This window comes from Acetobacter sp. AAB5 (genome assembly GCF_050106715.1).
In the GTDB taxonomy this organism is placed as follows: Bacteria; Pseudomonadota; Alphaproteobacteria; order Acetobacterales; family Acetobacteraceae; genus Acetobacter; species Acetobacter oryzifermentans.
The window spans coordinates 1-26762 of record NZ_JBNIEW010000014.1 but is presented as its reverse complement, the minus strand read 5'-3'; the positions used below and the strand labels follow the sequence as shown (position 1 = coordinate 26762).

General features: G+C 52.7%; 23 protein-coding genes and 1 pseudogene. 9 read left to right on the top strand and 15 right to left on the bottom strand.

Annotation, left to right across the window (positions count from 1 at the left end):
- Positions 1–28: 28 nt before the first annotated feature.
- Positions 29–361, bottom strand: a complete 333-nt coding sequence (locus ACP7IZ_RS11875; RefSeq protein ID WP_167506907.1) for a HigA family addiction module antitoxin — start codon at positions 359–361, stop codon at positions 29–31.
- The gene (locus tag ACP7IZ_RS11870; protein WP_116100417.1) at positions 351–641 is read right to left on the bottom strand and encodes a type II toxin-antitoxin system RelE/ParE family toxin; all 291 of its coding nucleotides are present in this window, start codon (positions 639–641) and stop codon (positions 351–353) included. Before ACP7IZ_RS11870 ends, ACP7IZ_RS11875 begins: the two co-directional genes overlap by 11 nt.
- Positions 642–955: 314 nt before the next feature.
- Here ACP7IZ_RS11870 and ACP7IZ_RS11865 point away from each other — a divergent pair, with 314 nt between their 5' ends.
- From ACP7IZ_RS11865 to ACP7IZ_RS11825, 9 genes are all read left to right on the top strand, one after another.
- Positions 956–2563: a tyrosine-type recombinase/integrase gene (locus ACP7IZ_RS11865; protein WP_128106400.1), complete on the top strand. Its 1608-nt coding sequence runs from the start codon at positions 956–958 to the stop codon at positions 2561–2563.
- A 147-nt stretch (positions 2564–2710) separates the two neighbouring features.
- Complete coding sequence (gene mobC, locus ACP7IZ_RS11860; RefSeq protein WP_426849386.1) at positions 2711–3115, top strand: plasmid mobilization relaxosome protein MobC; 405 nt, start codon at positions 2711–2713, stop codon at positions 3113–3115.
- Positions 3116–3232: 117 nt separating this feature from the next.
- Positions 3233–4873: a hypothetical protein gene (locus ACP7IZ_RS11855; RefSeq protein WP_426849384.1), complete on the top strand. Its 1641-nt coding sequence runs from the start codon at positions 3233–3235 to the stop codon at positions 4871–4873.
- 125 nt (positions 4874–4998) lie between these two features.
- Entirely contained in the window at positions 4999–6612 is a 1614-nt protein-coding gene (locus ACP7IZ_RS11850; RefSeq protein ID WP_426849382.1) for a type I restriction-modification system subunit M, read from the top strand.
- Positions 6612–7013, top strand: coding sequence for a nucleotidyltransferase substrate binding protein (locus ACP7IZ_RS11845; RefSeq protein ID WP_426849380.1), 402 nt, complete (start codon positions 6612–6614; stop codon positions 7011–7013). Before ACP7IZ_RS11850 ends, ACP7IZ_RS11845 begins: the two co-directional genes overlap by 1 nt.
- Entirely contained in the window at positions 7010–7327 is a 318-nt protein-coding gene (locus tag ACP7IZ_RS11840) for a nucleotidyltransferase family protein (protein WP_426849379.1), read from the top strand. Before ACP7IZ_RS11845 ends, ACP7IZ_RS11840 begins: the two co-directional genes overlap by 4 nt.
- Positions 7327–8622 (top strand): restriction endonuclease subunit S, encoded by a 1296-nt coding sequence (locus ACP7IZ_RS11835; RefSeq protein ID WP_426849377.1) that lies wholly within the window; start codon positions 7327–7329, stop codon positions 8620–8622. The genes ACP7IZ_RS11840 and ACP7IZ_RS11835 overlap by 1 nt, the downstream gene beginning before the upstream one ends.
- Entirely contained in the window at positions 8619–11807 is a 3189-nt protein-coding gene (locus ACP7IZ_RS11830; RefSeq protein ID WP_426849376.1) for a type I restriction endonuclease subunit R, read from the top strand. Before ACP7IZ_RS11835 ends, ACP7IZ_RS11830 begins: the two co-directional genes overlap by 4 nt.
- Before the next feature lie 44 nt (positions 11808–11851).
- Positions 11852–12895 carry a DUF6602 domain-containing protein gene (locus ACP7IZ_RS11825; RefSeq protein ID WP_426849374.1) on the top strand — a complete coding sequence of 348 codons (1044 nt, stop codon included), beginning with the start codon at positions 11852–11854 and terminating at the stop codon, positions 12893–12895.
- Between the two features lie 447 nt (positions 12896–13342).
- On the opposite strand, the gene ACP7IZ_RS11820 is transcribed toward ACP7IZ_RS11825, so the two are convergent.
- The 13 genes and pseudogenes from ACP7IZ_RS11820 to ACP7IZ_RS11760 all read right to left on the bottom strand — a co-directional run.
- A complete protein-coding gene (locus ACP7IZ_RS11820; RefSeq protein ID WP_116100406.1) occupies positions 13343–13576 on the bottom strand; it encodes a hypothetical protein in 234 nt (77 codons plus the stop codon).
- Between the two features lie 324 nt (positions 13577–13900).
- Positions 13901–14521: a DNA/RNA non-specific endonuclease gene (locus ACP7IZ_RS11815; RefSeq protein ID WP_426849372.1), complete on the bottom strand. Its 621-nt coding sequence runs from the start codon at positions 14519–14521 to the stop codon at positions 13901–13903.
- A gap of 235 nt (positions 14522–14756) precedes the next feature.
- On the bottom strand, positions 14757–16814 hold the full coding sequence (locus tag ACP7IZ_RS11810) for an ATP-dependent helicase (RefSeq protein ID WP_128106319.1): 2058 nt from the start codon (positions 16812–16814) through the stop codon (positions 14757–14759).
- Positions 16811–17500, bottom strand: a complete 690-nt coding sequence (locus ACP7IZ_RS11805) for a hypothetical protein (RefSeq protein WP_426849370.1) — start codon at positions 17498–17500, stop codon at positions 16811–16813. Before ACP7IZ_RS11805 ends, ACP7IZ_RS11810 begins: the two co-directional genes overlap by 4 nt.
- 4 nt (positions 17501–17504) lie before the next feature.
- Positions 17505–18683, bottom strand: a complete 1179-nt coding sequence (locus ACP7IZ_RS11800) for a DUF3991 and TOPRIM domain-containing protein (RefSeq protein WP_167506909.1) — start codon at positions 18681–18683, stop codon at positions 17505–17507.
- A 458-nt stretch (positions 18684–19141) separates the two neighbouring features.
- Complete coding sequence (gene ssb, locus ACP7IZ_RS11795) at positions 19142–19537, bottom strand: single-stranded DNA-binding protein (RefSeq protein ID WP_237934478.1); 396 nt, start codon at positions 19535–19537, stop codon at positions 19142–19144.
- Between the two features lie 698 nt (positions 19538–20235).
- Positions 20236–20598, bottom strand: a complete 363-nt coding sequence (locus tag ACP7IZ_RS11790) for a hypothetical protein (protein WP_426849367.1) — start codon at positions 20596–20598, stop codon at positions 20236–20238.
- A gap of 24 nt (positions 20599–20622) precedes the next feature.
- Positions 20623–21528: an ArdC family protein gene (locus tag ACP7IZ_RS11785; protein WP_426849365.1), complete on the bottom strand. Its 906-nt coding sequence runs from the start codon at positions 21526–21528 to the stop codon at positions 20623–20625.
- 22 nt (positions 21529–21550) lie between these two features.
- The gene (locus ACP7IZ_RS11780) at positions 21551–21931 is read right to left on the bottom strand and encodes a hypothetical protein (protein WP_426849364.1); all 381 of its coding nucleotides are present in this window, start codon (positions 21929–21931) and stop codon (positions 21551–21553) included.
- Positions 21932–22466: 535 nt separating this feature from the next.
- Complete coding sequence (locus ACP7IZ_RS11775; RefSeq protein WP_426849362.1) at positions 22467–22787, bottom strand: hypothetical protein; 321 nt, start codon at positions 22785–22787, stop codon at positions 22467–22469.
- A 122-nt stretch (positions 22788–22909) separates the two neighbouring features.
- A complete protein-coding gene (locus ACP7IZ_RS11770) occupies positions 22910–23311 on the bottom strand; it encodes a DUF6876 family protein (protein ID WP_237955799.1) in 402 nt (133 codons plus the stop codon).
- Between the two features lie 308 nt (positions 23312–23619).
- A complete protein-coding gene (locus ACP7IZ_RS11765) occupies positions 23620–25530 on the bottom strand; it encodes a ParB N-terminal domain-containing protein (protein WP_128106321.1) in 1911 nt (636 codons plus the stop codon).
- Positions 25531–25717: 187 nt separating this feature from the next.
- Positions 25718–26762 (bottom strand): annotated as a pseudogene (locus ACP7IZ_RS11760) (lactate dehydrogenase); the annotation flags it as partial.

The window sequence follows — 26762 nt, the reverse complement described above, 5'->3', positions numbered from 1 at the left end:
CCTGCGGCTGGCTCCCTTTAAAAATAAGCTATTGAGAAACTCGATATCTAACAGGTTGCTGAGCCTGACCAAAGAAACCACTCACCTCAAGATCGCCTGCATGGACACGCGCTTGCGCCAAATCAAACGTGCTCTGCATCCGCATCAGCGTCTCGGCACTAATACCAAAAGCTTTCTCAAAGCGGATAGCCATGTCTGCTGATAAGCGTGCCCGGCCATTCAGTAACGCACTGATGGACTGGCGAGAAACCCCAAAATGCTCGGCGACAGCATTCACACGGATGTTATGGGGTTCCAGTAGTTCTGTTTTTATCCAGTCCCCTACATGAACCGCCAGAGAGGGGTGCATTTTAAGAGCCATGATAATCCTCCAATGTCATATCCAGAAGAGCACCTGTTTCGCTCACTCTGAATGTCAGACGCCAGTTTTTCGTAACGGTCATTGACCATGTTCCTGCCCGGTCGCCAGTTAGCGGATGCAGCCCATAATTGGGTGGGACAGACAACTCTTCCAAAGACCCGGCAGCATCAATAAAGGCCAGCATTTTTCGCAAACGACTGATGTCTCCGACCAGTCCTTTTGCATTCCCAGTTTCAAAGAAACGCCGGAGCCCTTTATGAGCGATACTGTCTATCTCCATGTGTGTAATGTATGACTTTACATGAAATACGTCAAGCAGTGCTTTACGTTTAAAAATATCTATAGTCCTTCGTTAACCACCTTGACTGCCCCACGGGTTTGCTCCAAAAGTAGAATTGCAGTCACTATACGAAGGATGATTTCGTCTGAAATTATCTTTGCTATCTCAATTGGTTGTCTTATTGGTTGCGACCAAAGAAAGCGGGTTCGAGTCCCGCAGTTCGCACCACTAACCTCTTGAAATATAACAGTAAAATGAGAATTTGGCGGGTCTGCGGGATTTTCCCGTTTGTCTTCCCAGACTGGGAAACGCAGATGCTCCGCCTTATCGGGTCTCACTACCACTTCCGCCGGGCCGTGCCCGTTGCCGTTCAGGCCCGACTGGGCCGAACCGAAATTTCTCTCTCTTGGCAGACTCAGAGTAAGCTGGTGGCCCGTGAACGGGCAGCAGCCCTTTACGCCCGAACCGGCGCACTTTTTGAGAAGGCAAAGACGATGGAGACTGACCTGTCACGCGAGGACCTGATTGCCCTGCTAATCGAACAGGGCAAAATTATAGCGGAACAGGAAGAACTCCTCACCCTTGCCGATGATGCCTTCCGGGCTGAAAAACGCGCCCTGCAAGCCGATCACGCCATGACCCTGATGGATCAGGTGCAGAAGGAAGGCGCTTTCATCTCTTTTGCCACAGAGTCACTCAAGGCACTGGAAGCACGGCTTCAAAGCATGATGCAGAAAGTCTTTACAGACAGCGCCGTGAGCAAAAAAGAAAAGGATATGCTGCGCGAGCAGATCAAAAGCCTCTCCACCCTGATTGTCGATCTGGGCAAACATCGCCCTGCTGGTTTGACTGAGGCAGCCGCAGGAAGCCCGGTTGAGGATGAACAGCCCAAAACCCGCAAGCCGACCTCTCCGCCTCTTTCCACGATGGCTGAAAAATTTGTCTTTACTGACAAGGACAAGAGCGAGGACACCAAGAAAGCCACACGCAAAACCGTGGACCTCTTTATTGAAGCCTTTGGCGACATGCCGGTGAAGCAGATCACGGGCACGGTTGCAGGTGAATTTTTCGACCTGCTCTCTGATCTTCCTGCCACTCATGGCAAAGGAAGAACCGGCCTTCCCATCCGTGAAGCCGTTGCTCAGGCCCACGAGCGAGGGCAGGAAACAGTCAGCGGGAAGACGGTGAAAAACCATTTCTCCCGTCTGTCCGCTCTATGGATGCATCTTGTGCAACGAGAAATGGCAGACCGGAATCCGTGGGCTGGTTGGGACTTCAACATCACAAAAAAGATCGTACGGCGAGGCTGGACAGATGATGAACTGACACTGCTTGCTCACACACCATGGAATGGCACATCGGTTTCCCGAACCACATGGGCGGGGATCATCAGCGTTGGCATGTTCACGGGAATGCGGTTGGGCGAAATCTGCAATCTGAGACGTCAGGACATAGAAGTTATCGAAGGCATTCCGTGCTTTCATGTTCGTCCTCACCTGGAAGATGACTGGTCACCAAAGACGTCCGCAGGCACACGGATCATCCCCATTCACTCGCACCTGCTCACCATGGATGGACTCGACCTGCTCAGAGATACCGGGGAGCACTACCTGTTCCCTGACCTCACGGTTTCATCGACAGGTGAGCGTGGAGACAATTTTGCTCGAGCTTTTTCGAAGCACAAAAAGCGCATTGGCATCCCGGAAGATGTGACGTTCCATTCCTTCCGCCATACCGTCAGTACGAAACTCAGGAACCAAGAAGCGCACATTAGAGAATTATGGATTGATACTGTTTTAGGGCATGAAGCATCCCACAAATCACAGGGCACGATGAACTACACGAGCGGGATTGAGGTCGCCAATTTGAAACAAGTCATTGAAGCCCTTCACTGCCCAGCAGAGTGCATCATGCCCTTCTGACAAGCTCATAATGGCGATCTCGTTTGCATGAAAAGAAAGTTCGGAAATCGGGTATCTCAATAGGTTATCTTTAAGAGGAGTTAAGAGGAGCCAGCAGTGCTGAATGGCTACCCATTCAGCATCTGGCAAGGGGGAATACTTCCCCCGTTGACCCCCTTTAAGGAGAACCTTGTTATGCCGATTGTCCGCACTTCTCGTCTCTCTGTGAGAGCCAGCCCCGCCGAACTGAACCGCTGGAATAGCGTTGCCCGCCACCTCGGCCACGCCACCACCGCTCATTGGATCAGGGCTCTCCTGACGACCTCTGAACTGGCTGGTGACAATGGCCAGCAGGTCAGCGCAGAACTTTACAGCCTGCGTCATGCCCTCTCACGTATTGGCAACAATCTGAATCAACTGGCCCACTCTGCTCATTGTGGTGACCATATCCACTGCGGGGAAACACTCACCGAACTTGAGGACAGGCTGCATCAAATTGATGGGCTTCTGGCACAATCACGAAGCCGCCCCCCCCGGCGCAGGTGCGTCCGGTCTGCCAGGACGCTTCATTGAAAACTATCCGGGTCATGAGCCATGATTATTCAGGAGAGCCGGATCAGGACAAAAAGCGGTGCCGATGCCATTGCCCGACATGTTCTCCATGGCCCAAAAAATGAAACCATAAGGATCATGGCCGGGTCAGATTGGTTGCTTCACGATGCCATGCGGGAAGCCAGACGCGAAAAACTGACTTATGGTCTGCGTCACATCGCGTTCAATCCCGATGAACCCATGACAGACGTCCAACTGGCAGAGTTTGCCAGACGGATATGTCTCGAATTCCATGCAGACCCTGAGCACATAACACTGGTCATCCATCAAAAGGACGGCAGCACTCATGGGCACCTTCTCCTCCCTGAATGGCAGCAGGACCATATTTTAGACAGTCGCTTTAGCTGGATACGATTAGAAAAACTTGCACGGCTGGAAGAAATCAGATTGGGTCATGCTCTTGTCGCCGGACGCCATGACCGCTCGATTGCTAAAGCTTTACGTCAGGACGGCAAAGTCCATGAAGCAGAATTGATCGCGGCCCTTGTACCAGCACAACCAGCAGACAAGCCACGTGCTGCCTATACCTCGCAGGCCCACCGCACAGCGGAAAGACAGGGACTTGACCTGCCAAAACTCAAACAGCTTGTTGCCTCTCTCTGGAACCGGTCTGACGGGTTAAAGCCTTTCCGTGCAGCACTGACAGAACATGGTCTGACCATGCGCGAAGGAGATCGCAAGGAGACCCGACCGGGTGCTCATATCATCGAATCCAGCGATGGTGTTCTGGTTGGTAGTTTTACCCGCCTGACAAAAGTACGCATGGCAGAATTTCGGAAACTTCTGACAGAAGAACACACGCAGCCAAACGAAAAGTCGAAACTGGATATCAGAAGCACCCGTGTTCCCATCCGCATAACGTCAGAGAATGACCAGACTGGAATATTCTCCGCCCCCGACGCCTCACCTGCCCCCAACAGGAGTCCAAAACGTATCCGCCTACCACGCAGGAATAAAGCGATTGACGCACTCAGGCGCAGGCAGATGGAGGATGTGGACAGGCCAGCCGTCGTGCCACATACCCCGCCGAAACCATTGTATCCGCTGATTCTCAGCGATGAAGAAGCCCGTATCTGCCACCGGATCAGGCAGGCTATTCTGGACCAGCAGGCTATCCTTGACCAGAGAGCGCCAGAAGAGGACTGGGCACCGCTGAAGAGGGAAGAAATGCTCACGAAATGGCGCAAAGCCCTCACACCCTACCAGAAGCAACTGCGGAGCAGCTTTGCGCGTTACCATCGTGCCAAAAAAGAGTGGAAACAAGCTGACGAAAGCCGCTGGCAACGCATGACCGGACGAGCCGGGAAACTGGAAAAAGTCTGCCAGCAGCTTTTGCTCAAATTTCTGGAAGTCCTGCGGTTTGTTGTACAGGCGTTGCTGCATATTGTCGGGTTGCGCTCAACACCGCCAGAACCTGTCCGGTCTATCCTGACAGAACAGGATAGACCTGTCCTTGAAGAATTCAGGAAACAGTATGATGCCGAATTTTCCGCCATGGCTGATCCGGAAAAACTCGAACCATGGCTCCAGCATCGTTTTGACAGACTGGTGCAGGCGAGAACAGACCGTATCAGACAATGGGACAAGGCCCACCAAGCTGAAAAAGAAAGGGCGAGACAGGAAATCACCCGCCTGCGCTCAAAACTGGCTGCTCCAAAAGGCTTGAGGAACACCATGAGCATTGCCCAACCCAAACCGGCCATGGGACCATCGCCATAAAATCCCGGTTCACCACCTGCACACGGTGCCAGACAGACCTCTATCCCGCCATTGCCTCTCGACCAGATGGCCAGTTTCCGTCAAACTGGATTATCTGAATTTTCTGAGAAACAAGGCTTTCTTTCATGCCACGCGGTCGCCCTCGCAAGAACCCTGATGCTGCCCCTGCTCCCAAGAAAACCACCAAGGCGAGCAAAGCCAAGGCTGCGAGTGCAACACTGGGCTTTGAACAGCAGATGTTTCTGGCGGCTGACAAGCTGCGCAAGAACCTTGAACCCTCAGATTACAAGCATGTGGCCCTTGGCCTGATCTTCCTGCGCTATATCTCCACCGCGTTTGAAGCCCGCCATGCAGAACTGATACTGGATGATCCGGCAGCAGCGGAAGACCCGGACGAATATCTGGCAGAAAACATCTTCTGGGTGCCCGAGACCGCCCGCTGGTCTCACCTGAGAGACAAGGCCCGTTCCTCCGGCATTGGCAAACTCATTGACGAGGCCATGCTGGCCATTGAAAAAGCCAACCCGGAACAGCTCAAGGGGGTTCTTCCCAAGGATTACGGACGGCCTGCCCTTGATAGCGTGATGCTGGGGGAACTGATCGATCTGATCTCCGACATCGGCATGGGCGATACGGACGATAAGGCACGGGACGTGCTGGGCCGGGTGTATGAATACTTCCTTGGCGGGTTTGCTGGAGCCGAGGGCAAGCGCGGAGGCGAGTTCTACACGCCTTCCAGCGTGGTGCGCACGCTGGTCTCCATGCTCGAACCCTATAAGGGCCGGGTGTATGACCCGTGCTGTGGCTCTGGCGGCATGTTCGTGCAGTCCGAACGCTTTGTGGAAACCCATGGTGGCAAGCTGGGTGACATTGCCATTTACGGGCAGGAGAGCAACCACACCACATGGCGTCTGGCCCGCATGAACCTTGCCGTGCGGGGCATTGGCGCGGATATCCGCTGGAACAATGAAGGCAGCTTTCTGCGTGACGAACTGAAAGACCTGCGCTTTGACTATATTCTGGCCAACCCGCCCTTTAACATATCGGACTGGTGGAATGCGTCCCTAGAGGAAGACCCGCGCTGGCAGTATGGCAAGCCACCTGCGGGCAATGCCAACTATGCGTGGCTTCAGCATATCCTGTGGCATCTGGCCCCCGACGGCACCGCTGGCGTGGTGCTGGCTAATGGCTCCATGTCCTCCAACCAGAACAGCGAGGGCGAAATCCGCCGCCGGATGGTGGAAGCCGATGTGGTGGATTGCATGGTGGCCCTGCCCGGTCAGCTTTTCTATTCCACCCAGATTCCAGCCTGCCTGTGGTTCCTCACCCGCACCAAGAAGCAAAAAGGCTGGCGAGACCGGCGCGGAGAAATTCTGTTTATTGACGCCCGCAAGCTGGGTACGATGGTTGACCGCACGCGCCGGGAACTGACAGACGCAGACGTGGCTCGCATTGCCGACACCTACCACGCATGGCGTGGAGAAAAGGACGCTGGCACCTATGAGGATAGTCCGGGTTTCTGCAAATCCGCCACGCTGGATGAAGTGGAACAGCACGGCTTTGTGCTGACACCGGGCCGCTACGTGGGAGCAGAAGAAGCCGAGGAAGATAGCGTACCGTTTACCGAACGCTTCGCAGCCCTTGAGAAGACCCTGAAAGAACAGTTTGCGCAGGGTGAAGAACTGAACGCAAAAATTACCGCCTCCCTGAAGCTGATCGTGCAGAAGGAAAGCGCGTGATGCTGTATCTTACCCCACTGGAACGCGCTCTCGACCGGCTTAAGGAAGGCTGGACACGCCACCTTGCCCAACCCGCCGACGAACAGTTGCGGGACGGCCTAATCCAGCGTTTCGAGTTTACCTATGAACTCAGCCATAAGACCCTGAAACGCTTTCTGGAAGCCAATTCAGCCTCCCCCGAGGAATATGACCGCATGGGTTTTCCGGACATGATCCGCTCTGCCAACGAGGCCGGATTGCTCAAAAGCGCATGGCCCCAGTGGAGCGTGTTCCGCAAAATGCGTAACCTGACCAGCCATACTTACAACGAGACCACAGCCAAACAGGTCGTGGCCACCATTCCGGACTTTATTGCGGAAGCCGAGTTTCTGCTGGCCACGCTGAAAGAGCGCACGGCGTGACAGGGCAGATCGACATAACACCCGAAGAGCGGGCCATTGTGCTGCGGATACTTAATGAGATTGTGCCTGACCGTGAAGTCCAGGCTTTTGGCTCGCGTGTGACAGGCAAGGCCAAACCATTTTCTGATCTTGATCTGGCAATTATGGGTGATGAGCCTTTGTCTTTGGAAACGCGGGCACAGCTGGAGGAAGCCTTCTCAGAGTCAGAACTGCCATGGAAAGTGGATGTTTTAGATTGGACTCTAACAGAGATAATATTTAGAAAAAGTATTCAAAAACACTCTTTTATAATAAAAAATAGAGGTGTTCAGTAATGAAAATTGTAAATGTACCATTTAATGAACTTTTGTCATTCGTTGTTGATAATAGAGGAAAAACCTGCCCCACAGCAGAAACCGGTATACCTTTAATTGCAACAAACTGCATCTCTAATCAGACATTATACCCGACCAAAGAAAATGTTCGTTATGTCGATAAGAATACATACGATAGTTGGTTTCGAGCACACCCCCAACCTAATGACATAATTTTTGTTCTAAAAGGTTCTCCAGGACGATGTGCTTTAACACCTGATCCAGTAGATTTTTGTATTGCTCAGGATATGGTTGCCATTCGTCCTGATAAACAGAAAATTGAACCGAACTATTTGTTCGCAGCCCTGAGATCTCCTTTTATTCAAGATGCTATTGAACGTATGCATGTTGGAACGATGATTCCACATTTCAAGAAAGGCGATTTCTCTAAACTTCTAATTCCTCTACCCGACAAAAATATTCAGAAGTCTATCGGCGATATCTATATAAAATTTGAACAGAAAATAGACCTCAATCGTCGAACAAACGAAACGCTGGAAGCCATGGCGCGAGCGTTGTTTCGGGACTGGTTTGTCGATTTTGGCCCGACACGGGCAAAAATGGCCGGAGAAGCCCCTTACCTCTCCCCAGAACTGTGGGAGCTATTTCCCGCTATGCTGGATGAGGAGGGGAAGCCCGAGGGGTGGCATATTTCATCCATCGGTGATGAAACTGATATTGTCGGTGGATCAACTCCGAGCACCAGCAATCCAATTTTCTGGAATGGTGACCATTACTGGGCCACACCTAAGGACTTGTCTGGTCTTAATTCTCCCGTTCTTTCCGATACCTCCCGCAAAATCACAGAGGAAGGCCTAACGCAAATTTCTTCAGGGCTTTTACCTTCTGGCTCTGTGGTTCTTTCGTCACGAGCACCAGTTGGCTATACAGCAATCACAACAGTCCCGCTTGCCATAAATCAGGGCTTTATCGGAATAAAATGCACGCAAAGCTTATCCGCTCCGTTCATCTTACTTTGGTTGAAGGAAAGTATGGAACTGATTTTGCAAAATGCTAATGGCTCTACATTCCAAGAGATCAGCAAAAAGAATTTTCGTCCTCTACCTATCATAAAGGCATCACTCGACCTGCTAAAAGCGTTTAACACCCAAAGTCAGGGAATCTTTGATAAGATTATTGCAAGTGAAGCAGAATCTCGCACCCTCGCCCAACTCCGAGACCTGCTCCTCCCTAAGCTCATGTCCGGCGAGATCAGCATCCGGGACGCTGAAAAGATGGTGGAAGACGCGGCATGAGCTTTCTGTCCGAAAACGAGATCGAAGACTGGGCCTGCGACATTCTGCGCGAATGTGGCTACGCCATTGTCTGGGGGCCAGATATTGCCCCCGGTGGCAAAAAGCCCGAACGCGCCTCGTTATCGGACGTCATTCTGGAAAAACGCCTGCGGGCAGCCATAGACAGGCTAAATCCACATCTTCCCCAAGCCTCACGCGATGAAGCCCTGCTGGCTCTGATCCGCGAAGACACACCCGACCATGTGGACGAAAACCGTCGCCTGCATGACTATCTGGTCAATGGCGTGCCGGTGGATGTGGTGCGCGAGGATGGCACCCAGTCTGGCGATCGGGTGCGCCTGCTGGATTTTGAAAACCCGGAAAACAATGACTTTCTGGTCGTGCGCCAGTTCGTCATTGAAAAGGACGAGGCCAACCGCAGGCCAGACCTTGTTCTGTTCGTCAACGGTATGCCGCTTGGGGTGGTAGAACTCAAAAGCCCCAGCTCCGAGAATGCTACGCTGGATTCAGCTTGGAACCAATTCCAGACCTACCGCAGCCTTATTCCCTCCCTGTTCCGCTTCAATGAAGCATTGATGATTTCGGATGGCAGAGAAGCCCGGATTGGCTCGCTCACCGCCGACCGTGACCGCTTCATGCCATGGCGCACGATCAACGGCGAAGACCTGATCGCCAAAAACCATGAGGAAATGGAAACCGTTCTGCGGGGCGTGTTCACCCCACGCTGGTTTCTGGGCCTGATCCGTGACTTTGTGCTGTTTGGCGAGAAGAGCGGTAGCCCGATCAAGATTCTCGCGGGCTATCACCAGTTTCATGCCTGCCGGAAGGCCGTAGCGCAAACGGTGCGGGCCTCTGCCTCGGATGGAGACCGTAAAGTCGGGGTGGTCTGGCACACGCAGGGGTCTGGCAAGAGCCTGCTCATGACCTTCTATGCTGGTGTGATTGCCCGCCACCCCGAGATGGAAAACCCCACCATCATTGTCCTGACAGACCGCAATGATCTGGACGACCAACTCTTCGCCACCTTTTCCGGCGCACAGGCTTTGTTGCGTCAGACACCGGAACAGGCGGACAGCCGGGAGGACTTGCAGAAACTCCTCCGGCGGACCTCGGGCGGTGTCATCTTTACCACCTTGCAGAAGTTCCAGCCTGAAGACGGGGAAACCAGCCTGCCGATGCTGACCGACCGACGTAATGTCGTGGTCATGGCAGATGAGGCGCACCGCAGCCAGTATGGCCTGGAAGCCAAATTCAACCCCAAGACCGGCAAAATGACTTATGGGTTTGCCAAATATTTGCGCGATGCCCTGCCCAATGCGTCCTTTATCGGCTTTACCGGCACACCCATTGAAAATGCCGATGTGAACACACGCGGCATCTTCGGCGAGTACATCGACATTTACGACATCGCGCAGGCTGTCGAGGATGGCGCGACCGTGCCCATCTATTACGAAAGCCGCCTTGTGCGTATCGAACTGGATGAAGACCTCAAGGAGGAGTTGGACGACGAACTGGCCGATATTGTCGAAGGGCTTTCCGAGAACGAAGAACACAAGCTCAGCCAGAAATACTCTCGCGTGGAAGCACTGGTCGGCTCGGAACCCCGTCTGCGCCGGATTGCCGAAGACCTTGTGACCCATTTTGAAAATCGCCTGACTGCCCTTGAAGGCAAAGGCATGATCGTGGGCATGAGCCGGGCTATCTGTGTGGCCCTGTATAACGAGATCATCCGCTTACGCCCCGCATGGCACAGTGATGATGACAATGAAGGAGCCATCAAGGTGGTGATGACCGGCAGTTCATCCGACCCTGCCGGGTTCCAGCCCCATATTGGCAAGAAGTCCAAAGCCCGACGTGAACTACTGGCAAAGCGCATGAAGGACAATAATGACCCGCTCCGGCTGGTTATTGTGCGCGACATGTGGCTGACGGGTTTTGACGTGCCCTCCATGCACACCATGTATGTGGATAAGCCTATGCGTGGGCACGGGCTGATGCAGGCCATTGCCCGCGTCAACCGCGTGTTCAAGGGTAAACCCGGCGGTCTGGTGGTGGACTATATCGGTCTCGCCCAGAACCTGAAGGCGGCTCTGGGCGAATACTCCGCCGGAGACCGCGAACAGGTCGGCATCGACGAAGGCGAGGCCATCCGCGCCTTACAGGAACGCTACGAAGTCGTGCGGGCCATGTTCAACCCCGATCAGGCAGGCGGCTTTGACTATCGCCCGGCCTTGCAGGATGACGCAACACCCAAGGCCAAGCTGTCCATCATGGCGGGAGCGCTTGACCATATTCTGGGCCAACAGCAACGCGCCATGGCATCTGCCAAAAATGATGAAGAGCGCAAGGCGGCCCAGAAGCGCTATCCAGATGCCGTCAAGGCGCTCTCGGTTGCCTTTGCGCTGGCTTCTGCCAGTGATGAAGCCGCCAGACTACGCGATGAAATCGGGTTTTTCGAGGCCGTCAGGGCGGCTCTGGTCAAGAGTGTGAGCAATGGCAGCGATGGGCGCAGTGCGCAGGAACGCGAACTGGCCATCAGGCAACTGGTCAGCAAGGCTGTCATTTCAACCGATATCATCGACATTATGGAAGCAGCAGGCATTGGAAAGCCTGATATTTCCATCCTCTCGGACGCCTTCTTGCAAGAGGTGCGGGAAATGCCCCAGCGCAACCTTGCCATTGAGGCGCTCAAGAAGCTGCTGGAAGGCCAAATCCGCAGCCGAACGCGCTCCAACATCACGGAAGCCGAAGCTTTCTCACAAAGGCTGGAACAGGCCATTGCCCGCTACCATGCCAACGCCCTGACATCCGCCCAGATACTGGATGAACTCATCCGCATGGCCCGTGACATGGCCTCTGCCCGCGACCGGGGCGAGGAACTGGGTCTGACACAGGAAGAAATCGCCTTCTATGACGCACTGGCCCAGAACCAGAGTGCCAAGGACGCCATGGGCGACCCCAGCCTGCGGGTTATCGCCACAGCACTGGTGAAGACCATTCGGGAAAATGCCACAGTGGACTGGACAGTGATGGCTCAGGCCCGCGCAAAAATGCGGGCTTCCGTCAAACGCCTGCTTCGCCACTATGGCTACCCGCCCGATATGGAAGCGGAAGCAGTCAAACATATTCTACGTCAGGCAGAGCAGTTTGCTCCAATCTGGGCTGATTCAGGAAAAACTTCTTGAGAGTTAAATAAAAAATCACTTGATAAAATAAAGGGATATATAAAGTGGACGTCAGAAAAATATTCAAAGCAGCCAGTGACAAGCTTATGGCCGAATTCGTTCAAAGCGGAGAGATCCATCACCAAGGCGGAAAAGGCACTTTACGTGAAGATGCATTCAGTGACTTTCTTAGTAAGCAACTGCCAAGCCGATATGCAATTGGCAGAGGAGAAGTCATCAACTCTGAAAATTTTACTAGTGGTCAAATAGATTTAATTATTCATGATCCGTTTTATTGTCCTAAAATTGTATCATCTCCTTCTCATTCTGTATTTCCAATTGAAAGTATCTACGGAGGCATCAGTATAAAATCAACTTTAAACAGCACTCAATTGCAAGAAGCATATCAAAATATAGAATCTTTTCATAAAATAGTTATTAGAAAACCTTTTACTATTGGAGGAAATGGATTTCAATCAGGCATAAGTTACCCGCATCCAGTCACCGCAGTAGTCGCTTATAAGACTGATAGAAGCCTTGAAGCCATTTCTGAACAAGTTAGAAAACTTGATGAAAATATAGAAGATATAACCTGCCGCCCTGATTTTATTTGCATTCTTGAAAAAGGAATCATTGGCCCTCGGAATATACTTAGAGGTGATTTTAATTCCTTCCAACTTCCATCAGACATTACAGATTTATGCTCTTTAAGGAAAACTGGGCGGCACACCTTATTAAAAGTTTATTTGCAATTACTGAGAGAAATTAATAAAATCACACTTCGGCCATTAGACTTAGAAAACTATGAAAACATGCCTCAAATAGTTGGCCGCTTTCGAGTCAGAAGGCACGATTCATTTGCCCGTTTAGAAAATGATGTTACTCCTACCAATGCAACACGACTGACAAAACTGGCTATACAAACAATTGTTGAACAATCGGTCCAAATGACAAGAAGAGAGGTTTTCGAAGCATGGTTTGGTCAACCAATGAATGACCCGAATAATACAATGGCATTAGATGCCATTGTCCGCTGCTTTAATCCGCGACATCTCCCTCCTATGTCACCCACATACAAGAACGTAATTCCGGACAAAAACCATCTGTAGAAGTTTTTCACCCCTATCAAATAGAAATTGATAACATTGAGTATTTTGTAGACTTCAGCTCACTTCCTCCAAATTCATTTGAAGAAAATCCAGATTTAACGTTTGAAGAACTAATGTCAGGTTGAAATGCGCCATTTCTGCACATAGTTCAAACATTAATGTTTCCAGAATGTTTAACCGATGTTAAGAGAAGAACTACCAACTTGAAGACATTACGTCGCATTCTTTTTGCTGTTTCAAAGGGTTAGAAAAGTGTCACTGCGGGTTGATGCAGGTTCGAGTCCTGCAGTTCGCATAGCAAGCTGAGTTTCTATCCATCGATCACTGGTAGTACGATACTCGCCTTGGCTCAGTATCGTATGACTGCGAATACCCAGCCTGTTCCTTAATACATCGCGCTGATCCGGGTCGTCTGACACATTGGGGTAAGTGTAACCGTGCTCCAAATCATGCTCTGACATGCTGGAACGCACAACGGTTATTCAGAACAGCCTGCCGCATTTCTTTTTTTAAATCATCAAGCGAAATCAAACCAAGAATAAAGCGCTCATTAGCTTCTTCCAGAACGGCATCGTGACGATAGCCCTGCCGGAAATTAGCTGACCGCGCTTCTTCGACAACTCGCCTACGGCGCTGTGATTCTTCATGACTAATAGCCTGTGCGATAAGTGTTTTTTCCATTGTCACGCCCTCTGTATTTCCTGAGACAATACTTTAATATCAATTAGAAATTAGAAATTAGAAATTAGAAATTAGAAATTTTATGTCGTTTTATCTGGGAATAACAAATATTTACAACCTATCGACCGAGTGCTTTCTGCAGCAAACGCAATACTTCTTTGACCCGTCGATCATTCCAGTTAAATCCATTCGCTCTGGACTGCTCAGTTCGAACGCTTGCTGCATATGGGCTTTCTTCTATGGCGGGCATCGGCATGATGTGTTGTTTGATAGAGACCGACAGAGATGGAAATACATCGATACCGGCCCAACGTGACAAAACTTCTAAAGAAACGATCTTACAATCAGGCTGATTTGTGTTTGCACAGACATACACGGCGGCACCATCTGCAATGGGATCATGACTCTATCAGGGCCGACACTGACTCTGTGATGAGAAAACAGCACTCCTGTCACGACATAGAGTTCTCCCTCAGCATTCGCGAGCCCCCGAACAGCGGCCTCAATTCCCTCCCATGCTCCGCGGTTCAAACCCGGAGCCTGTGGGACAACATTAGACAATGCATAGGATTCCTGTTGAGCCGTGAGGCCAGCGAAATCACCCGACGGAGACAAATGTCCTCGATCCCAGCCACTATGCTTCCAGTCGGCCAACTCTCCACGGTAGCCTGCGGGAAGCCGGGCGTCCGGATAGAAATAGCCTCCTCGCTTGGTACGGGCCGCAACTTCAAGATTTTCTTCAACAATATACTCTGCCGACCAGATCGGGCCTTTTGAAAGCGAAGAGTCCATAGCGGCATACGCCGTGTTGCACAGGACTGTCCCGTGACCGAACTCGCCGCCCAGAACTGGCATTTGTCCTTTATAGAACAGGTCTGGGCAGCCTTCCTTTCCGTAGGCCCGTGTTTCATGAAAACCGAATACCATCAGGGTAAGCGCCAACATTACCCCCTTCCAACGTCCAGCGCCCATCAGCTTCTTCCCGATGTTCGCGGCATGGGGCCTGGTGGCACAGGGCGCATCAGAGACCGATGTTTTGCGCAGTACCACATTATCTCGCCTGGATGCGTGTTCGCACCGAATACCGCTCCCGCCTTGCAAACGCAGCAATAATGGGCCCAGCGCCGAGCGGGCAACTGGGCGGGCAATCGCGCTTGCTTATTGGTAAGAATATCCATGATCAGATCCCCAACGCATTCAGTTCACGTTGAGTCTGTTCCCATGTCGGCCGATTACTGGACAGTGATCCACGACCGTCCTGCCAGTTCCAGTGTCGTATCCGGTTATTGGAGGGGATATCATCCAAAAACCGGGACGGGATGGACGATGTTCCCTGTCGATAATCGCAGCAGGTGATGGTTGCCTGTTCCATGGCTCGTGTCAGGGCCACATAGGCCAGTCGGCGCTCTTCATCCAGATTCCGTGCATTACTTCCTGGGAATAGACTATCTTCCCACGCAGGAAGAAACACATGTCGAAACTCAAGCCCCTTTGCACGATGCATCGTCAGCAGCTGCACACGCTCCTTCCCTTTTTCTCCAGGTGCGCCTGAGGCCAGGGCAGCGTGTTCCATCAGATGGTCAACCTTGCGATAACGGTCAGCTACATCGGCCAGCTCAGCAAGGTTCTCCATCTGTGTCGCAGCTTCATCACTGTCATCAGCACGAAGCATGTCGAAATAGCCAGTATCTTCAAGTAAGAGGCGCATCCGATCCCCGACGCTCAGGTTCTCCTGTGCCCCAACCTCCCTCACCACGTGCTCAAACTCTGTAAGGGCGGTCGCCGCTTTCTGGGAGAGACGTGTCTCACGGACAGCGCAGAGTAAGGATATGTCCTGCTCGCGCGCAGTGAGTTCAATAGCTCCCAGCCCCTTTGCTCCAAGACCGCGGGATGGTTTATTTGCTACCCGGCGAAAGGCTTCATCGGATTGTCGGTCATCCGGTCGTGCGGCAAGAGAGACCAGAGCAAGGGCATCCTTGACGGCAACACGTTGATAAAACCCGACATCGCCAACAATTTCATAAGGCACCCGCGCCTGTATCAGTGCTTCCTCTATCGAGCGGCTGAGACGGTTCTGACGATAGATCACGGCGATATCATGCCACGGGCATCCTGCGGCGGCCCGCCTGCCAATTTCGGCGGCAATAGCGTCAGCCTCCTCGCTGATATAGGAAAACTGCAACACTTCGATGGGCTTGCCTGCACCTTTTCGTGTATACAAGGTCTTTGGAATACGTGAAGGATCCTGAGCAATAATTGCATTGGATGCGTCAAGAATATGAGCGGTCGAGCGAAAGTTCTCTTCAAGTTTGAATGTCTTGGCTTCGGGAAACTCCTGGGAAAACCCTCGTATGAAACCAACTTTTGCTCCACGCCAGGAATAGATGCTCTGTGAATCGTCCCCCACAGCAAACAGTTCTCCTGACACCTCAGAGATCATTTTGAGCCAGAGAAACTGGGCGCGGTTTACATCCTGAAATTCGTCGGCCATGACAGATGTAAAACGACGAGACCACCGATAGCGATAGGTCTCATTTTTGAGCATGGCCAAGGTAGGCCACATCAGCAGATCGCCAAAATCCGCAGCGTTCTGTTCGCGCAGCAAACTCTGATAGCGGCCATATAACCCAACGACAAAACGCCAGCCTACATCGTCCACAAAACGTTTTTGAGCGTGTGCTCGCGCTATCATGGCTTCAACATGATGCCCCGCCATATCTGGTGTCACCAGATCTTCCTTCAAACGAGAAATCCGTTCGGCCATCTTGGCGATCTGACGCGCATCTCCAGGTTCTCCCTCTTCTGGGCGGGGCAACTGCTCAACGGGGGTCGCCTTAATCAGGCGACGAACAATGGCAAGCGTGTCATCAGCGTCACGAATATCAAATCCCGCTCGCAGATAAGCAATATCGGGTTCTGCCCGCAACTGGCGCGCGCACAGCGCGTGGAATGTGCCGAGCCATGAAGGTGCCATCCCCTCTCCGCAAGCCCGTGTAATCCGTTCCCGCATTTCGCGGGCCGCCTTGTTGGTAAACGTCACGCAGAGAATACGTGATGGCTCCATACCATACAGTTCGATCCGCGTGGCGACACCAGCCGTCAGGGTCTTGGTCTTCCCTGTGCCAGCACCAGCAAGCACCAGAACGCGGCCTAGCGCCAAAGCTGCAGCACGCTGCGCTGGAGTGAGGTCGTCCAGCACAGGAGCAAGACGCGGCGGGATGCTCAGCGAGGCGCTCATAACACACTGACCTGTTCCACAACGCGCCCCTCACAGCGCTGGATTTCTCCATCCGTTGAGAGCACAAGAAATGGCTCATTCAGATCCCAGTCTCCCAAACGCTCGACCCAGACGCCACTGATAACGAGAGCGAGTTTGGCACCGGTTCGCTCATCAAAACGCACAAGACATTGTGGCAAAGGCCCCTCAGGCCATTTTGCTGCCCCAAGGCGATCAAGATGGATATCCCAGAACGCTTTTGCCGCTGGTGACTGATCAAGCTGCTGCGCAAGACCCGCCTTGATAACCAGAAGGTCAAGAACGTCATCGCGATATGTTTGTTCGTTTGATTTCATGGCTTCAATTCCTTCTGTGATATCCTCAACGACCTGCTCGACTGCTGTGGCGTACCAGCCTTTAACAATCAGGATTTCGGCATCTTCAGTGAGCATGGTGAATGCACACTCCAAGTCCCACAGCCTTGAGTCTGCAGCCTCTGGCATCGTTCCACCGATCACCACGCCAATCAGATCACGTGTTCCATCGGTGCAGCTGACAAACTGGCAAGGTGTCTGAGCAGGATTGGAACATCGTTTTTCCCACACATTCCTTGCGCGTTCAGTGTTGTGAAAAACTGTCAGTATTGCGCGTCTCCACTTCGGATCGTGGATTTCGCTTTTCTGTTCATGATAATTCTGGTCGAACATGACGTTATCGACCTCCCAATGAGGGTGAGCCAGAACGCCTTACAGATGGCGCAGCCTGCTCTGCCAGCGGGACGGGCTGGGATTGCTGGCGTTTACGTAATTTGAGATCATCGACCCATCCTGCTGCGACCTGAGGGTGTGGTGTGGTGGTTGTCGCTGATCCCGCCAGTTCGCCAAAAGGGCGCGGGGCTGAACTTTCCTTGTTGCCGCGTGCCCTTAAAACCTGATTCCAGTCAGATCCGGGTGTTTTTGGTGAGGCCCGGCCATTCCACAACCCGACCTCCTGTGCCATTTTTGAAAACATTGCAGCATAGTGATCACCCTGCTGGTCATTATCGACCGCGATAACCAGACGGCCTTCTGGCCGTTGGGCCACATCCGTCAGCACCTGCTTCAGCTCAGCGACACTTTCCGGGCTCATGCCTCCACCCGTGGACAAGTAAAGCGTGTTGCGTGAAAAACGGTCCATGGAGGCGAAAGACAGAGCATCTATCGCTGCTTCGGCCACGACGACACGTGAGGGTGGCACGCCGGGATCAGACTCAAACCGGAATAACCGCTTGCCAATGCCCCCGGTTGAAAAGCCACGGTACTCAGGCCCACGCATTTCCATGCCGCTCAACGCTCCCTGATTGTCACGATGCGCAAACCAGGCTGTGCCGTTGGGACCTTCTCGTAACAGGTTTTGTTTAGCCGCAGCGTCCAGTATGCGATCAGGCAGTCCTCTCTCTTCTGAAAGATAGCGCCATGCAGCTGATCCCTGCTGGGGTGGATTACGATGTTCCCACATCCATGCTGGATCACGTTTCTGGTTCGTGTCAGTCGAAGTCGGTTTGGTCCGTTCTCTGACTTCGTAGCTCGGCTCCAGACCGATCAGGTTGCGTAACTCGCGCCGCACATGGCCAAGATTAAGGCCAGGTTTGAGGTGTTGGACCAGTTTGATAACATCACCACGCGCGCTACGATCAGGATTTGTCGGATCCCACCAGCCTTTGCCACCGTGGTTTACAATGATGATTTCGCCCTCACCACGGCGGAACTTCAGGTTTTTGGCCGACCGTTGCGCTGTGGCTTCTCTGTCAAGACGATAGCCTTCGCGTTCTAGGACAAGTTCGCACCGAACGCGCTCACGTAGTGTTGCAAGCTCATCCCGTTGTGCGTCGATGGTTCGGTTATCCGACATGACCCGCACTCCCCGAATTGACGTAACAGATGGCGAGAGAGCTATGTTTTCTTTCCGCAAGCCCTGTGTTTTGTAGGCGCGTTTGACTGTTGGCAGTCGGCCTGCAAGCAGTTGGGTGCATGTCGGATCTCCTCTCTCGGAGATCCATCCTGCGAGAGCATGATGCGACGAGTTTGAAAAATTATGGCCAATGACGATTTGTGATGTGTTCATGACCGACGCCCCGGGTGGCTGCTATCGAGCATATGTTCCCAGGCTTTACGCCGTGCCCGCATCGCTTTACGCCGTAGAGCCGCTTCAAGACGAGACGGAAGGGCGTGGCAGCCGATGCTATAATCCAAGAAGGAAGCTTCTGACGACAGTTGGCGCCAGCACGAACGAGCATTCGGGCGTACGGAAGATAAGGGTGTCATCTGCGTCGTCATGACGTTTGTCCTTTGCGTTTGAATTTTAGGATTTCAGCTTTTGCGAGCCCGTGGTTTTCTGGCTTTCCGCCTGATCGGTTTGCTCAGTTCGAGAATTGTGATGTCGCAACCAGATCCATCAATGACGATCTCGGTGCGCACCCACTGCGCCGGCCCTTCACTCACGAGTGTGGCGCGCAGGCGTCCTTCAACCAGAACCTGAGTGCCCTTTCGGCATTTGCGCATTGTCAGATCAGCAAGACGTTGATCGAGACAGACAATCTGATGCCATTCTCGCATTTGTTTCCGCTTGCCCTGAAACTGATCTGACCAGCTCTCTGAGGTCGCCAAGGGGAATGAAACCCGACTTGCCCCGTTTTCCAGATCTTCTCGCAAGGGATCCTTGCCGAGGTTTCCCACCAGGATGACGCGATTGACTGTTCCGCGCATGACAGATTTTCTTTCTGTTCTGCCCGGATCTTGAGACGGCCCGCTGCCGCATCATCTTTCCGGGTGCGGTCCTTAAGAAGCGGCCATAGGCGGCGGGGTCAGGCCCTCGGGACGGCAGTGGTGCGGAAGCCGCATGCGGCTTCACGGTGCCGTCACGACCGAAGGCTTGGGGCTTGACCACGACGACGGCCGCTTCACACCGCACAGACCCGGAAAGATGTGCGGCAGTGTGTTGTCTTTTCTTTCTTCCTTCTTTTTCTTTATTTTAACTTCGTATCTCTTTCCCTTTTCTCTCGGATATTCTGTAGAATTTTCCGATATCGGGAAGCTTGGGATAAGAGTTCTCATCACCAAATTGCCGCGCGCTACTGACCAACCAGTGAGTGGCCAATATCATGCGTTTTCCTGTAGCAAGGTTACGAAGTTGAGCCCTGTCAGACCGGCCGCTAACAAACACACTCTGACATTTCCCAGTCAGAGGATCTCGACGGGCAGCATGATACTGGCCGTTCAAAAATGCTTCGACGATCCATGGCTCGCGAGGACCGATATAATCGCCAAGTGGCATGTGATAGATTGCACCAAGCGCTATGGTTCCCACGCGCAACGGATTGTCACCACCCTGAAAAGGTGACGTGTAATACTGTCTAATCATGATACGTGTTTTCCCGCGCGTAGGTATTTTGAGCGATCGGTCTTTAGTTTTTATTGCACTGTTCGCGCTCAATGCTGTCTGGATCGAAGTAGTCAGGCCTGCGTTGGAGTTCCTGCTCCTCGAACTGATCGGCAAAGAGTGGAACTGCCTTTTCCAGCCGTCGGCGCAGGTTGCGACGACGTGCTGCCGCTTTGCGTGTGCCACTCCAGCGTTTGGGTGGGTCGAGCAATGGAGACCAACCATGTGACCACCCTGAACCAGGGCGGATACGCGGTGCATAGTGAGAGATGATCTCACGCTCTACACTCCGGTCCAGTATGGTGCAGAGCCATAAACTCTTGCCGTCCGGCAATGTTTCACTTGTTGGAGGGGGCATCGTATTCGGGTTAGCCCAGAATACGGACACGAGTGCCCGCATCCCTCGCCCCATTCAGGCCGCCATCCGTGAAAGTTCTGTGGGAAGTCGGGGAGCCTTACTCTGGAAAGCAAGAATGTATTCCGCTGCCTGTGACGCGAGACGCGCTGCTGCAAAAACTGCCCGCTTGTCTTCTTTCAACAGGGCAATCCAACTCCCAATGTAATCAGCGTGTCGCACTGTCGGCGTGATGTTCAACTCGGCAAGAACGAAGGCCGCCGTCAGCTCAGCCACGATCTCTTCTGCCATGTACTTATGAGAACCGAACCGACCAGACAGGTCACGGTCCAGACGGCTTTTATGGCCACTCCAGTGCGCGGTTTCGTGGAAAGCCGTGCGATACCAGTTGATCTGCTCAAAATAAGCAGTCTGTGGGGGAAGCCCAATGTAGTCTGGATCTGGCGCATAAAATGCCTTGTCACCACCAATTCGAATATCCGCACCTGTGGCCTGCAGCAAAGCTTCTGCATGAGGGACGATTTCGCGCTCCGGTAACGGTGCGACAGATCCTGTCATGTCTTGGGGCAGGTGTTCGCACTGATCAATGTTGAAAACCGTAAAGCGCTTCAGAAAGGGAATGGCCCTCGCCTCTTCGTCAGCCTCCTGACCACCGGGCACAAATCTGTCCGCATAGAAAACGGTCGTGCCCTTTTCACCTTTCCTCACACTGCCACCAACTTTTCGTGCCTGATTAAACGTCAGCCATCTCTGAGAGGTAAAACCGCACATCTGCACGGTTCCCCACAACAGGAGCACGTTGATACCGCTATATCGGCGACCTGTGGTGACGTTGAGTGGAAGTGACGGGCCTGAAGCAGTATTAGACCAGGGCTGCACCCATGGGGCCACTCCGTTTTCTAACTGCTCCACGATGCGGTTGGTCACATCCTGATAGAGATCAACACGTTCATGTTTGGTCATGACTCATTCCTCTTCTCAGGCGTTAACCCAAACCGGCAAAGGTCAGGCTGTGGGGCAGTACGAATGCGGGTCCGCAGATCAGGATCATAAGTGTCAGCCCCAGAAGAATTGTCCCCAGCAGGAAACCTGCGAGTTCCAGATAATCGCGTGCTGTTGTGGGGAGAGGGAGTTTCATATCGCGCATCGTCGGTGTCCTTTTCCTTTTGGATACCTTCGCGCGACCGGAGCGCCGTGGCGGGGGCAAGAGCGGTGCGTCAGCACCGGGATCGGAGCCACGCACAGACCGCTTGCGGTCGAGCATGGCGAGAACCCACCTCTTGCCCCCGCCGCGGCGCTCTGGTGCACATTCTTTGTTGTTCTTGTTTTTCTCTTTCTTTGTTTTTGATTTGATTTTCGTCTTCACATCTCAAACAGGACGTGACGTGCTTCATCCTTCATGTTAGGAAAGACTTCTTCCTCATCACGGAAAATCTGAAAGTGTGGCCATATTGGACACACCTTAATCACGTGAGATGATCCCTTACGCAGTAAATCGGCTTACTGGTGCGCCACTCAGAATTGGAATGGCATGAGGGTGAGGATGTGACGTGATCATCAGACGCTTATCGTGCCGTCCATCCCACGATAATCCCTCGCACGGTATCAGCAGACCATTGCGAATAGCCTGACGGTCACGCTGGAAACAGACACGTTCATTCCCTCCCTGGGGCCGCTGACAAGGATAGCCAGCTTCCGCACCACAGCCAGGACACTCAATGGATAATGCCGGGTCACCATCCAGCCACTCGATGTGGCACCGCCGGCACGTGACCGGTTCATCTGTACAGATCCATCGGGTCGGCTTTGCAGGACGCAGCCAGTGGTTTCCAGAAACGATCGTGTGTTTCAGCATGAGATCATTCTCCTGACAAATTTTGAGAGATGCGGATGAAAGGAAATCAGGTCTGGATGCTCTCCTCGATCAATTCGAAATCACTGAGCGTTGTGGCACCGGTCCAGCGATCGAGATGAAGGATCATCTCCTTCCCACCAACATCCCCGGCATAGCCGTGATCGCGCAGAGAGGAGAGTTTCTTATGTGTGATCTTTGGTATTGCCGTCCGGTCCAAAAAATCAGTGATTGCAGCATTCATATTTTCATATGGACCATGCCAGTTGCGGGCATTGACCGGGAATATTTCCGGGGTGCGTAAAAAAACGGCTCCATCAGGCCGAAGGCACGTTTCCACAATATATCGACCACATGTCTGTCGTGTCACATCGAGTGTCTTGCACATTTCAAAACGTCCCTATCACCACGGTATTTTGTGGTGCAGTTGGATGGCAGATATAAAAAAAGCCACCCTTCAGGGCGGCCTTACAGTAGAGAGCGTCAGCGTTTTCAGTATTCGCTGGGAAGCAGGACAATTCGCCCTATGCCGGGTTCACTGAAAGCGAATAATTTGGCTTCCTGTAGAGGGAAATCCGTATAAGGAATGTCCTGACGATAGAGTTCGACCTCCCCCTCCCCTGTCTTATCTCCATCGGTGCAAATAATAACGGCTGTGTGTTTTTCGAGATCAACCTTCAAGGTCCAGAATTGTCGATCTTCCTCGCGCATAGTCGGCAAATGCTGAACGCTTGCCAGTATATCAATCAGCCACGCGGCACCATTTGCTGCGATATAACGTGCGCCATCAGTCAGAATGAGCCCGCTATGCCAGCGGTAATACTTCACTGTTCCTGTAAATCCGGCGAGGGCCTGGGATGTAAGAGCGTGTGTCGGTTCTAATATATCGGACATTAAACTCTCCGTTATCTGGGTTTATTTCCAGAAAATGCATCCTTTTTAAGATTACACTTTCTGATACCAGAGAGGCCGTCATAGTCTGGAGGCTGAGGCAAACGCGGTGCGAAGCACCGGGATCGGAGCCACGCGCAGACCGCTCCGCGGTCGAGCATGGAGAGAACCCACCGTTTGCTTCAGCCTCCAGACTATGGCCCTTCTCTTTCAAATATTTCCTTTTATTTTCTTAACTTTGTGAATGTCCTTTCGAATGATCAAAGGACATTACAAATAAGGCGACCCGTAAGGACGGATCGCCTTATGACTCAGACCATAATTACTTCAAGACGTTCAGGCATCGCACGGGCCAGCTCTGTCAGTTCGCTGGGGATGCGTGGATCGTCGGGAATAGTAGCGTTATGCGCACTTTCATCACCATCAGACAGGCTCTCCTGATCAGTCTGGCCTTCGTCTAGATCCACTCGCTCCTCACAGTTCTCATCCTCTTCACTGTCAGTTGTGACGTCAGTATCAAAATCAGAATCACCTTCTTCTTCCTCCATCTGCGCCGCCAAACGTGCCCGAGCTGCCACCCGCGCAGCCTGGTTCTCTAACTTGGATTTCCATTCTGAGAGCCCCGCTGTAAATGTTGCAGGTTCCGGCACCCATCGTTTTTCGCCAACGTGAGCCATAAGTGCTTCACGCATCGCTTTACCAGTGGGTTTTTCTTCCAGACCTTCAGCCTGAACAGCTTTGGTAATTCCCGGTTTACTGTAACTTTTAAGAAATTCTTCAAAGGCCATTGTGGGCATATACTCGTCCGCACCAAACAACACCCCAAGGATCTGGGCGGGCAAACCGCTACCGCTATGCTGACTGAGGCCGCAATTCATGAACGTGCTAAGCACACCCAATGCTGCGTTTCTGAGAAGATCCGGGTCACGAACCAACACACCTTCTGGGAAAATGCGGGCGACAGCCAGGTCACGCTCCGTAACACTCCCATAAGGCTCATATGTATCATCACCGTGGATTTTTACGTTATTGGCACTCAAAGCCAGTATGAAAGCACCAACCAGATCCCATGGATCTGCATTTTCTCGTGCTGCATCCAACGCCTGACGCAAAGCCTGTGTCCGAACATCCCCGATAATTTTAAGCCCTGTGCCTGAAATATCGGGGCGCTCTTTAGGTTTTTCGGATTTTTGGGCTGACGGTAAAGAAAGGGAGCCATTTTCTGTCCTGCGGGTGGACTGTTCTCCCAGTTCGCGTACCCGTCCTTTTTGAATCTGCAGTGTGCGTGGGTTAACCCAGATCGCCGGGATATCTTCGTCCCATTCCATTTCCCAGGAACCCACCTTCCGGTATCCGTCTGGTGCAAGTCCTTCCCCATATTCGTTGCTCTGGAGGTAAATGGTTCCTTCAGGCTTAGTTTTCTCGGCCCAGATCTGCTGCGCCTTAAACATAGCGGCATATTGGGTGCAGTATCGATTATCTTCTCCACCCTGCCCGAAGAGATCTTCTTCCCAGACGACACCAGCTTCTTTTGCAGTCTCGTCGTCAAACTCGTAGTTGCGAGCATATAACTCGACCTGATCAAGATATCTTACAAATTCCGACCAGTCGAAATGTGTGGCGTCTTCCCTACTCATCTCATAGTCGGCCGGATCTGCTCCTTCGTCAGCACTTTCCGCCCAGATCTCGGCCCATACATCGCGTTGGCGCTCCAGCGGAGTGCGCGCAATTGCGTTCCGGTCAGTATAGGAAGGCCCAATCCCACTATCGATGGCCGCAATAATGGGCGGATGAATTTGGGACAACAGCATCAGGCCACGAAGATAGGCTGGTGTTACCATAAAAGCCCGACAGATTTCTGTATCCGTAGCGCCCTTCGCGCGCATATCCAGCACACCACGCCATTGTTCGGATTCCGTCATATCGGCACGCACGACGTTCTCGGCGACAGCGGCCATCGTATCGCTTTTTTCATCACCAGAACGGACATGCACGTCAATTTCAGTCAATTTCGCCGCAATACAGGCCCGCACACGCCTGTGACCAGCGACAATCATCAACCGACCGTCCTCAAGTTCTCGCACACAGGGCGCATGAATCAGGCCCACTGTCTTGATATTCAGCGCAAGCTGATGTTCCGCACGAGGATCTGGCTGGGTCTTACGGGGATTATTCGGGTTTGGTACGAGTGTTCTGGGATCGACGCGGCGAAGTTCCGTCATGATACTCTCCTCACTTTCAGGGTCATGAGGTGTCATTTTCTGACCTCATACCTTCGGCACGGTCACAGACGCCTACACGGGGCAAGGGCGAGCGTCAGCGAGGCCCCGGAACGGGGCGAACCCTTGCGGCGTGTGGGCGGCCTGTGGCCCGCCCTTCCCTTTTCGGCTTTGTGCTCTTCTTATTTTCTTAGGCCACCTGCTCAATTTTCTCTGCAACAGCAGAAGCAGTATCATCATTTGCTGTCGCCGATTTCAACGTAGCTTCCTTTTCCTTGCCTTCCGCTTCCAGCTCAGCATCCAATGCGGATAGCTCGGCACATTTCGCCGTGAGATCGTCGGCTTCCGCAAAAGGAAGTCCTTCCCGTGCGCGATAAGCTGGCAGTCGGCGCTGTGCCTCATCCAGACTGCGACGTGCTTCAGCCAGATCGCTGTCCAGACGTAAGGCTGCGTGCTCAATCCGTGAAATCAGTCCCAGAGGCTTGGTCTCACGATCGGTCTCGACCTCGATTTCTCCTGCAGGTGTATCCAGATAGATGGAGGAGACTACTTCTGGTTTTCTCTTGTCCGACGTTCTGAACTGCTGTTCATGAGCTTCGCACATCACTTCAAATCCGGCGATACGACCCATGCTCCACTGCCCGGTCCGGCCTTCCCGTTCAGCGAGCCGCGCCTGCGACAGTATCCATGCCCCAGCTTTTTCACGGCTTTCAACCACCTTGGTGTCACGGTGAAGCGTAAACGCCTCGCCTTTCGTGGTGATACGCTGTGTAAGTGCCGCCTCAATTTTCGGAATGCGTGCCTGGGCTGTCTTGATGTCGCGTTCAGCTCTCTGGATCTGGCGCCGCACATTGAACTGATCATCGAAATGTGCGGCCTGCAAACGCTCAAGACGCGCGATATCGGCTTCCAGGCCGGCTTTTTGAATCAGACGCATGTCGCCTGATGCCAGCGCCTTGGCCATTGCAAACTGGTTGCCTTCACCGCCCACATCCTCAATACGACGGATTGTCCGGTCTCCCGACATTGCAAGGCCGATAAATCGCATCTTCCGTTCAAGGAGCTGCCAGTTGGTGGCGTCCACGGATCCCTGCTGGGCGTATGCGTAAACCTCCACTTCGTCATGCTGATTGCCCTGACGCACAATCCGACCTTCACGTTGCATGATATCGGCAACAAGCCAGGGCACGTCGAGATGATGCAGGGCTTTCAGGCGCTGCTGGGCATTGACCCCT

Bases quoted from the DNA above. Each gene is read 5' to 3' on its own strand.
- ACP7IZ_RS11865 (WP_128106400.1), top strand. From the start codon at position 956: ATGCTCCGCCTTATCGGGTCTCACTACCACTTCCGCCGGGCCGTGCCC.
- ACP7IZ_RS11815 (WP_426849372.1), bottom strand. From the start codon at position 14,521: ATGTTGGCGCTTACCCTGATGGTATTCGGTTTTCATGAAACACGGGCC.
- ACP7IZ_RS11830 (WP_426849376.1), top strand. From the start codon at position 8,619: ATGAGCTTTCTGTCCGAAAACGAGATCGAAGACTGGGCCTGCGACATT.
- ACP7IZ_RS11875 (WP_167506907.1), bottom strand. From the start codon at position 361: ATGGCTCTTAAAATGCACCCCTCTCTGGCGGTTCATGTAGGGGACTGG.
- ACP7IZ_RS11835 (WP_426849377.1), top strand. From the start codon at position 7,327: ATGAAAATTGTAAATGTACCATTTAATGAACTTTTGTCATTCGTTGTT.
- ACP7IZ_RS11810 (WP_128106319.1), bottom strand. From the start codon at position 16,814: ATGAGCGCCTCGCTGAGCATCCCGCCGCGTCTTGCTCCTGTGCTGGAC.
- ACP7IZ_RS11785 (WP_426849365.1), bottom strand. From the start codon at position 21,528: ATGACCAAACATGAACGTGTTGATCTCTATCAGGATGTGACCAACCGC.
- ACP7IZ_RS11765 (WP_128106321.1), bottom strand. From the start codon at position 25,530: ATGACGGAACTTCGCCGCGTCGATCCCAGAACACTCGTACCAAACCCG.
- ACP7IZ_RS11805 (WP_426849370.1), bottom strand. From the start codon at position 17,500: ATGTTCGACCAGAATTATCATGAACAGAAAAGCGAAATCCACGATCCG.
- ssb (WP_237934478.1), bottom strand. From the start codon at position 19,537: ATGCGCGGAACAGTCAATCGCGTCATCCTGGTGGGAAACCTCGGCAAG.
- ACP7IZ_RS11820 (WP_116100406.1), bottom strand. From the start codon at position 13,576: ATGGAAAAAACACTTATCGCACAGGCTATTAGTCATGAAGAATCACAG.
- ACP7IZ_RS11850 (WP_426849382.1), top strand. From the start codon at position 4,999: ATGCCACGCGGTCGCCCTCGCAAGAACCCTGATGCTGCCCCTGCTCCC.
- ACP7IZ_RS11845 (WP_426849380.1), top strand. From the start codon at position 6,612: ATGCTGTATCTTACCCCACTGGAACGCGCTCTCGACCGGCTTAAGGAA.
- ACP7IZ_RS11870 (WP_116100417.1), bottom strand. From the start codon at position 641: ATGGAGATAGACAGTATCGCTCATAAAGGGCTCCGGCGTTTCTTTGAA.
- ACP7IZ_RS11800 (WP_167506909.1), bottom strand. From the start codon at position 18,683: ATGTCGGATAACCGAACCATCGACGCACAACGGGATGAGCTTGCAACA.
- ACP7IZ_RS11770 (WP_237955799.1), bottom strand. From the start codon at position 23,311: ATGTCCGATATATTAGAACCGACACACGCTCTTACATCCCAGGCCCTC.
- ACP7IZ_RS11855 (WP_426849384.1), top strand. From the start codon at position 3,233: ATGGCCGGGTCAGATTGGTTGCTTCACGATGCCATGCGGGAAGCCAGA.